Origin of the sequence: Blautia sp. HCN-1074 (assembly GCF_037890165.1) — a bacterium.
GTDB lineage: Bacteria > Bacillota > Clostridia > Lachnospirales > Lachnospiraceae > Blautia_A.
In genome coordinates, this window is sequence record NZ_JBBKBP010000072.1 from 1 (window position 1) to 646 (window position 646).

The following is a 646-nucleotide window of genomic DNA, read 5'->3' on the forward strand; positions in this document are numbered from 1 at the left end:
TTTGTGGTGACATTCCAATACAAATCAGATGCAGTATGGTTCTATGAACACTTAAAACATAGAATGGGACACTTTGGATTAAGCCTTGAAGAAGAAAAGAGCAGGCTGATAGAGTTCGGACGATACGCAAAGGAAAGATGCAGTAAAAGTGGAACGAAGCCAGGTACCTTTACTTTCCTAGGTTTTACACACTACTGTTCCAAAAGCAAGAATGGTAGATTCAGAGTGAAGAGGAAAACCAGTAAGAAGAAGTTTGCGAAGAAATGCAGAGAAATAAATCAACTGGTGGGACACATGAAAACATGGAAACTGAAAGAGATTACTGCTAAACTCAATCAGATACTGACTGGTTACTACCATTACTATGGAATCACAGACAATACAGAAAGAATAACAGCATTTCGATACCACGTAATGAAAAGTTTATTCTACTGTCTAAATCGGAGGAGCCAAAAGAAAAGCTACAACTGGGTAGAATTTCTGAATATGATAGATAACAGTTATCCATTGGTAAGACCCCGAATATATGTCAGTGTATATAATTGATAAATGTGAACGATTCGTTTCGCAAAGAGCCGGATGCGGGAAAGCCGCAAGTCCGGATTCTGTGAGGGGCGTACGACCGTAAGGGGTGCGTCTACTCGAC

Annotated in this window: 1 protein-coding gene; it reads left to right on the plus strand. The window is 40.1% G+C overall.

Annotated elements, in window-relative coordinates; translation table 11 throughout:
* On the plus strand, positions 1–546 hold a 546-nt coding region (locus tag WKT11_RS19830; protein WP_340285796.1), incomplete at its 5' end, for a group II intron maturase-specific domain-containing protein.
* Between the last annotated feature and the right edge of the window lie 100 nt (positions 547–646).